The 10,058-nt window shown below is 40.8% G+C and carries 7 protein-coding genes and 1 pseudogene; 6 read left to right on the top strand and 2 right to left on the bottom strand.

Translation table 11 applies throughout. The features are described 5' to 3' along the window. The 6 genes and pseudogenes from ACOX6R_RS05770 to ACOX6R_RS05745 form a co-directional block, all read left to right on the top strand. Positions 1-649: SpaA isopeptide-forming pilin-related protein (locus ACOX6R_RS05770; RefSeq protein ID WP_433448205.1), on the top strand; the 649-nt coding region annotated here is incomplete at its 5' end. Between the two features lie 936 nt (positions 650-1,585). Continuing rightward, positions 1,586-2,508, top strand: a pseudogene (locus tag ACOX6R_RS05765) (class C sortase). A 3-nt stretch (positions 2,509-2,511) separates the two neighbouring features. Further along, entirely contained in the window at positions 2,512-3,396 is an 885-nt protein-coding gene (locus tag ACOX6R_RS05760) for a class C sortase (RefSeq protein ID WP_433448203.1), read from the top strand. Next, positions 3,365-4,204 (top strand): class C sortase, encoded by an 840-nt coding sequence (locus ACOX6R_RS05755; RefSeq protein WP_433448201.1) that lies wholly within the window; start codon positions 3,365-3,367, stop codon positions 4,202-4,204. Before ACOX6R_RS05760 ends, ACOX6R_RS05755 begins: the two co-directional genes overlap by 32 nt. Positions 4,205-4,321: 117 nt before the next feature. Next, positions 4,322-5,194 (top strand): stalk domain-containing protein, encoded by an 873-nt coding sequence (locus ACOX6R_RS05750; protein WP_433448199.1) that lies wholly within the window; start codon positions 4,322-4,324, stop codon positions 5,192-5,194. A 1,845-nt stretch (positions 5,195-7,039) separates the two neighbouring features. Then, on the top strand, positions 7,040-8,011 hold the full coding sequence (locus ACOX6R_RS05745; RefSeq protein WP_433448197.1) for a quinone oxidoreductase family protein: 972 nt from the start codon (positions 7,040-7,042) through the stop codon (positions 8,009-8,011). Between the two features lie 49 nt (positions 8,012-8,060). Here ACOX6R_RS05745 and ACOX6R_RS05740 read toward each other — a convergent pair whose 3' ends face one another. Together ACOX6R_RS05740 and ACOX6R_RS05735 are read right to left on the bottom strand one after the other, a co-directional pair. After that, positions 8,061-9,071, bottom strand: a complete 1,011-nt coding sequence (locus tag ACOX6R_RS05740) for an aminomethyltransferase family protein (protein WP_433448195.1) — start codon at positions 9,069-9,071, stop codon at positions 8,061-8,063. 124 nt (positions 9,072-9,195) lie between these two features. Beyond that, on the bottom strand, positions 9,196-9,750 hold the full coding sequence (locus ACOX6R_RS05735; RefSeq protein WP_433448207.1) for a phosphatase PAP2 family protein: 555 nt from the start codon (positions 9,748-9,750) through the stop codon (positions 9,196-9,198). Positions 9,751-10,058: the final 308 nt, after the last annotated feature.

Raw genomic sequence — 10,058 nt, 5'->3', positions numbered from 1 at the left:
CGATGTGCTCCTTGTGACAAATGAGAAGGGCGAGATTGTTATTAAGAACCTGCCAGAGGGCGAGTATTATTTTAAGGAAATTAAGGCGCCCGATGGTTACGAGATTGTGAACAAGGTTACGAACTTTAATGTTACAGGAAACAGGGGCTCTTATGTTGAAGTTGTGAACAGGCCTTTTGGTGGCAGGGGCGAGATAAGATTTTTTAAGTATGACGCTGCCACTGACAAGGCACTTGCCGGTGCAGTTTTTAAGGTGACCTATCTTGATGAGAAGACAGGTTCTTATGAGACTGTCAAGAGGGATGGCAAGGATTATATAATAATGTCTGGCAAGGACGGAGCGTTTAGTGCGACGGATCTTCCTGCCCGTGAATATTATTTGTGGGAGATAAAGGCGCCCGAGGGGTATGAACTTCTCGCAGAGGGTGTGAAGTTTACCATAAATGAGAATTCGAAGTTTAACAGGGTTGATATTGCAAACAAAAAAGAGCCGACAGATGTGCCGAATGTGCCGCCTAACACGCCAAATACCCCACCACCAAGGATTAGAATTCCTAAGACTGGTGATATCACTCTCATTGTGATGTCAATTGGCGGTGCGATTATAGCGGCTATGGGCGTTGGACTTGTCAAGAAAGGCAAAAAATAGGGATGTCGGGCGACGTCCCTTTTTTACATAATGTTGGGGGGTGTACATAACCATCAGCCAGAGCAAAGGCCCTTCATTCGTCATCCTGAGCGAACGAAGTGAGCCGAAGGATCTGTAGGGTGGAGGTAGCGATGTGTTGTCGTCTTAATGAGAAGGTGTTTGAGGTGTTTTCTCCGTGAGGTTTTCGTGTTAAGACGCTAAGGTCTCGCTCGATGACTTTGCAGATCTTTCGACTCGAGCAAAGCTCTCGCTCAAGATGACGGAGTGTTAGGGTTGTGACTTGAATAGGTCTTCACTGTGCCGTTAGTTCACAGATTTTATCTTCATCCAAAATGTGATGAAGTGTTATGAGGTAGACGAGTCTCGCAAAAAGCCGTTAAAAATTTCATTTGTTTGAGCGAACCACAACAAATACTTCAATTTAAAAAAATAGTAATAAAGAATAAATTTAACATAAATAACAGTCTGCGAGTTATGAAATTTAGGTTTTTTGCGGAGTACTAAATAGCCGAATAAGTTCAACACGTTCTCCGAAGTGGGCGTTGGGGGTTAGGTTGGTGTGCGAGGAGAGGGAAGGGGACAATCGCAGCGGATGAGCGGAAGCCCCCTTCCCTTCCTCGCAAAAGGAAATACAAAACGTAGTTTTGAGATTAAGTTATTTACGATTTAAATGAGGTTTTCTCGTTAAGACGATAAGTTCTCGCTCGATTACTTTGCAGATTCTTCGACTCGCACTGCGTGCTCGTTCAGAATGACGTAAAAAAACGGGATGACGTTGGAAGACGGTGGCAAATGTGTAGGCATCGCTAGAATACTTTGCAGATCCCTCGGCTAAGCTCGGGATGACGAGGTATATACATTGCCGCGAGTTAATACTAATATCAAGACTATACCGTGCATCTGTGTTATAATCATTTCATACTTAAAGAGGTAATTATGAAAGATAGTAAGTTAAAGAAAAAGAAAAAAAAGAAAAAGAGCAATTTGCCCTTCATCTTCATATTCATTCTGGGCTTTTTGATTCTTCTTTATCCTCAGGTTTCTAGGCTCTACTACAGGGTTGAGTCCAAGAACAACATCGGCATCTTCGACGAGGAAAGTTCGAAGCTAGACGACGAGGAAATTAATAGAAGAATGGAGCTTGCGCGTGCTTATAATGCATCCCTTGTTAATTCCATCTCAGAGGATCCTTATTCTGATGAGAAAAAGGCTGAGGGTCGTGCTGAGTATGCGAGAATGCTTGAGGTTCACGAGCAAATTGGTCACATTAAGATTCCCGTTATCGACACAGACATTCCTGTTTATGCGGGCACATCTGAAGAGGTGCTTCAAAAGGGCGCAGGTCACCTTGAGGGACTTCTCTTCCCATTGGTGGCAACAACACTCACACTGTAATCACTGCTCACAGCGGTCTTCCCACTGCGAAGCTTTTTACAGACCTTAGAAAAGTGCGCGTCGGCGACAAGTTTTATTATTACAATTTAAAAGAGGTTTTGGCTTATCAGGTCGACCAGATTAAAGTCGTCGAGCCTTCTAATTTTGAGGATCTGTTGATTGTGCCAGGGCACGATTATGCGACTCTTCTTACTTGCACGCCAATTATGATTAACACTCACAGGCTCCTTGTGCGTGGTCACAGGGTTCCATACGAGCCGCTTGAGGAACAAAAGCTTGTCAAGGAAAATAGAAGAGCTAAGCTTTATAGGTACGCGTTTTATTGTGGCATTTTCGTTATTATTGCTCTTATTCTTTTAAATCTATATTTTGTTAAGAAAAAGAAGATGTATATTTCTAAATATAACGAGCTAATTAGTCGTGACGATGATGATTTTCCAAATTTGAATAATGATAAGAGGTAGATTATGAGTTCTAAGAAGAAAAAGAAATCAAAGAGATGGCCTTTTATTCTATTATTTATTTTTGGATTTTTGGTAATGGTTTATCCAATTATTTCAAATTTTTATTATCGAATAGAGGCAAACAGCGAGATAGCAGATTTTAATAAAGGCGTAAGCCGAATGGATCGCGACGAGATTTTTAAGAGGATTGAGCTTGCAAGGGCATATAACTCAACTCTTGATCCGTCCAAGATGAGCGATCCTTATACTGATGAGCAAAAAGAGGGTATTGCAGAGTACGCTCGTATGCTCGAGGTGCACGAGAAGATGGGTCATATTGAGATTCCAAAGATTAATGAGGACCTTCCAATTTATGCGGGCACATCAGAAGAAGTGCTTCAAAAAGGCGCAGGTCACCTTGAGGGTAGTTCTCTTCCTATTGGTGGAAAGAGCACTCACACTGTCATCACTGCACACAGGGGCCTTCCTAAGGCGAAGTTATTTAGAAATCTAAATAAGCTTAAAGAGGGAGATATTTTCTACATTCACAACATCGAGACAGTTTTGTGTTACAAGGTGGACAAGATTCAGGTAATTGAGCCTTCTAATTTTGAGCCGGTGCTCGTCGTTGAGGGCAAGGACTACGCCACACTTTTAACTTGCACGCCATACATGATTAATTCGCACAGGCTCCTTGTGCGCGGTGAGAGAATTCCATACGTTGCGCCAGTAGAAGAGGACAATCTAAATATTTTGGGACTTGATATGAGTTACAAGGACTACTTGATGTTTATGATTCCGACAGCTTTAGTTCTTGGTGCTCTTGCAATTTATAACGGCAAGGAAATGAAAAAGGCTAAGAAGAGGTTTGAGGCTTATGAGAAAGAAAGAGAAAAAGACGAAGAATAGAGACAAGAATTTTTATACAATTTTTGGTTATATTTTGATAATTATTGGCATATCCCTTCCTCTTTACGGTTTTTGGAACATGAGTTATAGAAATATTTCTGCCAAGTCGGGGTATGAGAAGTTCGTCCAAGAGTCCAAAAATTCTGCAGTCGATGCGAAGGGGATTGAGGATTACAACAACAAGATTAAAAACAACAATATTGTGGATCCCTTCACAGCAGAGGATTACAGTGCGACTTATGATTTTTATAAGGAAAACCCCGATGAGGTATTTGCATATTTAAAAATTCCAAAGCTCGGCATCACAAAGCCGATTTATCTCGACGCGTCCTATGAGCATCTCGACATGGGAGTTGCACACATCGACGGAACGAGCCTTCCCGTTGGAGGAGTAAACAGGAGGAGCGTAATCGCAGGTCACCGCGGTTGGTACAGGGACCTCATGTTTTTTAATTTGCACAAGCTTGATGTGGGCGACGATGTTACTATCGTTCGTGGCGATGAGAGTCTTAAATATAAAGTAAGTGACACTGAAGTTATACTTCCAACTGACTGGGAGGCGCTTCAACCAAGAGAGGGAGTGGACATGCTTACACTTCTTACATGTGAACGCCTAAGACCGCCAAGGCCAAAGAGACTTCTAGTAAATTGTGTTAGGGTAGAAGATGCACCGGTTGCGGAAAGTGCAGAAGATATAAAGGTAGATAGCTCTGTCAAAGGGCTCGACATTTTGATTTATGTTGTGACCATCGTACTTTTGGCACTGCTCGTTCTTACTATTTTTAAATTTATAAAATATATATTGTGATGAGAAGCTACTTAGGTGGCTTCTTTTTTTACAGAAGTATTAAAAAAATATTACCGAATGGGGCGTGTTGTTATAGGAAAACAAATTTTGGTATAATTTCAATACGGAGGCGATATAATGAAAAAATTATTAACCATTACATTAATATTTACACTAATGCTTACAACTTTTGCATTTGCAGAAGGTGAAAAAGACATGGAGAAAGGTTACACAAGGGAGTTTGGAACTATTAGCGAAGTAGCTGGCGAAGAAAAGAGCTCACAAATCCTTGTAGAGAGCGAAAATGCTGAAAATGAAAGCATGAATAAACTTTACTTATACACAAATGGAGTAAGTGTTATAGATTTAAAAACTGGAGAGTTTGTAAAGGACCACAAATTTGAAAAAGGCGAAAAAATCGAATACTTCTACAAAAATAACACACCGATGATGATGTCTTATCCAGGAAAGATGACACCAGGATTTATAGCAATAAACGTAGAAGATGCGAAGTACTCAATCGACGTGGATTACTTTGACAAAGAGGGCCGCGGAATATCAAACAGACTAAAAATTAACGTAAATGACAAGACACCTATAGAAAACATGATGGGCGAAACAGTAGAAGAATCAAAAGGCGTGGCTGATATGGACCTACTTGTACTATACACAGTAGCAACAAGAAGTCTTCCGCCAATCACAAACCCTGATAAAATTGTAGTGCTAAGTACAGCAGAACTTGAACTTAAAGACTACAAAGTAGAAGATAAAGACGCCTACTACATGAGAAAATATTACGAAGCAGAAGGCGCAAAAGTAGAATGGAACGAAGAAGACAACACAACAACAATAACACTTGGAGAAAAATCAGTAAAAATTAAAAATGGAGAAGGAGTTTTAGTTGTTGGTGAAGAAGAAATGAAGATGGACGGATTCACAGTAGAAAAAGACGTGAGTTTGATAGGAAAGAAAGACGTGGAGAAGATAAACGAGTACTTGATGGAAAAATAAGTATTTAGATTTTTGATTTAGAATGGAAGGCGGGGCGACCCGTCTTTTTTGTTGCCTTATTGCTGTATTATCGAACGGCGGTTGTGGGATCTGCAAAGTAGTAGAGCGAGACCCAATCGTCTTAAAGAAAAGCCCCATCTTCTCGTCATCTTGAGCGAGACTCAATCGTCTTAAAGAAAACCCCATCCTCCCGTCATCCCGAGCGTAGTCGAGGGATCTGCACCTTTAGGGGAAACAGCCTATGTGTCTTGACTAAAAAACCTCACAGAGAACTTTAAAAAAATAATAAAACAAAAATAGGACAAACGAAAAAAGGTATGTCAGAGGAACCGCTCGAGGACCGCTAGGCCAAGTAACGTTCCCCTGACATATCCTTTTTTCTATTAACAAAGAATTTAGAAAGAATTTAGAAAGAAAACTTCGATACATTGACGACCTATTCGAACCACAACCCTCACACTCCGTCATCCCGAGCGAGCGTGAAACGCGAGTCGAAGAATCTGTAACTTGTGGGGGAACAGCATATGCATCTTAATACGAAAAGCCCAACGGAGAGACCCCAAAACCTCTTCTCATTAAAACGACAACACATCGCACCCACGACCCTACAGATCCGTTCGACTCCGTCGTCGCTTTGCTCCTCCTCCGCTCAGGATGACGCCCACACACTCCGTCACCCCTTCAACACATATCCAAACATAACGTCCCCATACGTCATTCTGAGCGAGCGTGAAACGCGAGTCGAAGAATCTGCAAAGCGGTCTAGCGAGAACTAATCGTCTTAAAGAAAACCCCCTTTTCTCGTCATCCCGAGCGTCAGTCGAGGGATCTGCACTTTTAGGGGAAACAGCCTATGCGTCTTAACACGAAAGCCTTACGGAGAAAACACCCCAAAACACCTTCTCGTAAAAACGACCACACATCGTTCCCAAGTCTCTACAGATCCTTCGACTCACTTCGTTCGCTCAGGATGACTTCCAATGAGGTGGTTTTCAAATAGTGCAGATAAATCATAGGCACAGTAACGACTTATTTGGGTCACAACCCTCACACTCCGTCATCCCGAGCGTAGCCGAGGGATCTGCAAAGCGGTCTAGCGAGACCTAATCGTCTTAAGGAAATAACGTTTAGGAGAATTACTTCAATACACAGCTTGGTCAAAACGACCACACATCGCTCCCTTAACCCTACAGATCCTTCGACTCACTTCGTTCGCTCAGGATGACGCCGGAAGCGGTCTTTTTCTGATTTCGTAATGAAATTGTCTACACTCGCTGTTGCCTACTTTCCGTCATCCCGAACGTAGTCGAAAGATCTGCAAAGTATTCTAGCGAGAACTTTTCGTCTTAAGGAAACAACGTATAGGAGAATTACTCCAATACATAACTTGGTCAAGACGACAACACATCGCTCCCTATACCCTACAGATCCTTCGACTCCACTTCAGGCTTATGCCTTTCGTTTCGCTCAGGATGACGTTGGAAGGGGTCTTATTCTGATATCTTAACGAAATTGTATACATTTGCTGTTTCCCCTTGTCCGTCATCCCGAGCGTAGTCGAGGGATCTGCAAAGTGGTCTAGCGAGAACTTTTCGTCTTATAGAAACAACGTAGAGGAGAGACTCCAAAACACTTTCTCATTAAGACGATGACACATCGCAACCACGACTCTACAGATCCTTCGACTCCACTTCAGGCTAAGCCTTCCGTTCCGCTCAGGATGACAAGTTGAGAGGCTTATCAAAACGTCAAAACTTGAACTCCTAACCCAACCCCAACCCACCATCATTCTTATGTAATTTTGTAGCACATGGGTATATTATAGATGGAAAGAAGGGAAGAGTTATGAAGGCAGTTGTTTTTGATGGTTTTGGTTCGTCAGATGTTTTAAATCTTATTGACATGGAGATTGAAAAGCCAAAAGAGGGCGAGGTACTCGTCGAAGTCATCGCTGTAACAATCGACAATGTTGACATCATCATTAGAAAGGGCCTCTACAAGACAGATCTCAAGTCTCCAGCTATTACGGGAAGAGATTTGGTCGGAAAGGTCAAGGAAGTTGGCAGCGGCGTCAGTGGTTTTTCCGCAGGCGACTATGTGTGGACAAATTCTTCTGGTTACGACGGCAGAATGGGCGCGACAGCAGAATTCGTGCTCGTGGAAAGCGACAGGCTCTACCACATTCCAAAGGGAGTCGACCCGTATAAACTTGTGGCATCAGTTCACTCAGCTTCCACTGCACAAATTGTGACAAGAGATGTCATGAGGCTCGGTAAAAATTCAAAAATTTTGATAGAGGGTGCCGGAGGAAATGTGGGCAGAAAGCTCGTTCAATGCGCCCGTGCATTTAATTCATACGTCGTCACAACTTCATCAGATTGCGATTTTGAAATTTTAAAGGGCCTTGGTGCAGATGAGTGCTATTCATATCATGAAGATGGAATGAATGAGCTTTTTGAAAAACACAAAGACGGTTTTGACCACATAATCGACACATCGGGCAAGGTAAAGCTTTCGGATAACATAAACTTACTTGGACTAAATGGACAGCTTACCATGATTACACCGCCGCCAGCTGATACAAGTTTTGATGCAATGGACTTTTATACAAAGGGCAAAAAAATTGTTGGATTTGTGTTTAGCAGGGCTACATGCGAAGATCTTTTACAAAATGCGAAATATTTAAACAAGTATTTCGAAAAAAATCTTCTGTTAGAAGATAATATTGAATTTTATAGCTTCAAGGACGTGGCAATGCTTCAGTATAAAATTGAAAAAGATGGCGCGCGAGGAGTTAAATATGTAATTCGCCCGTGAAATAAACTAAAAAAGAGAGACCACAAAGGCCTCTCTATTTTTTATCCTTTTATCCTTTTACTCTTTCGTTTTCCTTGTCATAGAACACTCTGTCGCAAAGTTTTGTTTTCACCTTGTCAGGTCCAACTTCCACTGCATCGCCCTCTTTGACATCGTCAAGATTTACTAGTGCGTAGCCAATATTTTTGCCAACAGTAAATCCGTAAGTGTACTTAGTAACATAACCTACTTCTTTATCGCCTGCATATACTTTTGCACCAGGTTCTATCACGACACCCTTGTCTTCAACTTCGAATCCAAGAAGGTCTCTTGTTACATTTTCTTTTGCCTTAAGGAGTGCATCTTTTCCGATAAAATCTCCGTCCCAGTGAACTGTCCAGCCGTAGCCAACTTCAAGTGGATTGGTGTCTTTTAAGTCGCTCATAAGCACATATCCCTTTTCAGCAGGAAGACTGCTTACGATTACATCAGTTGTAACGTGGCACAAGTCAAATTCTTTACCTGCTTCTTGCAACTTTTCTTCCAACAATTCTTTTTTATCAGATGGAACATAAAGTTCAAAACCAAGCTCACCTGTGTAGCCTGCCCTTGCAACTTTAATTTTTAAATCTCCAACGCTGTTGTCAATAATGTGGAAGAATTTCAAATCTTCGATACTTTTATCCACAAGCTTATTTATCAAATCGCGTGACTTAGGGCCCTGTACCGCAAACATAGTAACTTTTGAAGTAATATCTTCGTAGCTTACATCTTCTCCATCTTTGTGAGAATCGAGCCATTCAATTAGTTCCTTGATATAAAGAGTTGAAATCCAGTATCTTTCATCCTCAATCCTAAAGATTATCACGTCGTCGATGATAATACCGTTTTCATTAAGCGTTGTACTATAAACTGCCTTGCCAACATCAATGCCTTGAATAGAATTTACAAAAATCTTATCCAAGAATTTTCCAGCGTCTGGTCCTGTGACATTTAAAAGTTGGTGCGTAAAATCATAATAGCCCACACCATTTCTTACCGCTTCGTGTTCCTTTTTCCTTAAGAGTGCTTCGTCCTTCATCTCATATCACCTCATAAAATATAAATAACACGTTTTCCTATACATTAGTATAGTACCCATTTAATTGGTTAATAAACGAGTGCAAAATTAAAAACACCTCGCACAAAATGCGAAGTGTTTAGGATTAATAAAAAAATAAAAATACGATGCTTAATAGAAGTCCAAGGCCGACGCCAGTCACAACGTCCAAGATTACATGCTGTTTCGTAAAGAGAGTGGAGACGATAATACCAAATGACGTGATGACATAAATTAATTTAAGCCTTAGCGTCATGGCACTTGCGATAGCAAAAACAATTACCATCGTAGACATGGAGCAGTGAAGGCTCGGCATGCAGTTAAGCCCCCTGTAGCTTGACTTGTAAATAAACTTTAACAAAAAACCAAAAGCGTAATCGTCGAGATTCTTAGGCCTATCAAAAGTAGTGGGATAGACCATGTAGATAATAATGCTGACGATTAGGACGGTGATCCACGTAAACATGTAGGGGCGATATAAAAGTGGCGACGCGTTGTAAAGACTAATGGGGAAAAGCGCGATCACAGGAAACCACAACACGTAGACGAGGACGAATATTGGAATCACGGGGATCCTTTTATCTAGCTCGATGTCAATATAATGAAGATTTTTTTGAAAAAACTCGCATCCAAAGTACAAAATAACTTGCAGGGCGAGCATAATAACTTGATACTTAACCAGAACATTAAAACTCATAATAACTCCTTTAGACTAGGATAACACTTTGCAGGGAAAAATCAAAGGTGAGGGGATATGAAATTATAAAATTTTAAATGATAGAGACAAGATATAAATTTAAAAATTAAAATATAAAATCACAAAGAGTGAGAAATTTTTCCAAAAGTTTCACAAATAATATATTAAGTTCACATATCGTGACAATTCTGTTTAATTTCATTATAATTATATATAACTGAATAATTGAACAATATAATACATACGTTTACATAAATTATTGTCAATAAATT

This window comes from Peptoniphilus sp. (genome assembly GCF_050943655.1).
Classification (GTDB): Bacteria; Bacillota; Clostridia; order Tissierellales; family Peptoniphilaceae; genus Peptoniphilus_A.
Note: the sequence above shows the minus strand (reverse complement) of the source record. Positions and strands in the feature narration are given on the sequence as shown.